General features: G+C 54.2%; 1 protein-coding gene. It reads right to left on the reverse strand.

Going from position 1 to position 517, the window contains the following annotated elements; translation table 11 throughout:
* Positions 1–391 (reverse strand): TATA-box-binding protein (locus tag AUR66_RS17030; protein WP_058573375.1); only part of this gene is annotated, 391 nt, incomplete at its 3' end.
* Between the last annotated feature and the right edge of the window lie 126 nt (positions 392–517).

A 517-nucleotide genomic window follows, 5' to 3' on the forward strand; every position in this document is an offset into this window, starting at 1 on the left:
CGACGTTTTCGAGACCGAGACCGATAGCGAGCGCGTTCAAATTGAGAGAGACTCCGAGGTCGGCACTCGAGACGATGTTCTGAACCGTCGCTTCTTCTCTGTCGTCGATAGGAATTCCGAGGCTCTCTAGTTCTGCGAACACTTGTTCTAACGCACGGTTGACTCCGTCGACGCTACTTGCACCCGTACAGACGATTTTGCCAGACCGGAAGATCAGATTTGCCGCGCGGGGTTCTTGTGTCCGATAGACGAGGCCAGGGAAGTTGTCGGGGTTGAACTCTGCCCCGTCGACGTCCATCGAGAGTGACTCCAAGTCCAGTTCTTGGCCCACTGCACTCGACGCGACCACGTTTTGAATCTCGAGCGAGGCGAGGCGTGCTTCGTTAGACATCTCTTTTGTATTTTATATACTATTACTTAAGCGATTGTGTGAACGGGAACGTCCCGGAGGGCACACGAAGGGGAGTCACGCACGGCAGTCGGGTAACCGATACATCCAACATTCAGGTCAGTCAAC

Source organism: Haloferax profundi, from assembly GCF_001469865.1.
GTDB classification, from domain to species: Archaea; Halobacteriota; Halobacteria; order Halobacteriales; family Haloferacaceae; genus Haloferax; species Haloferax profundi.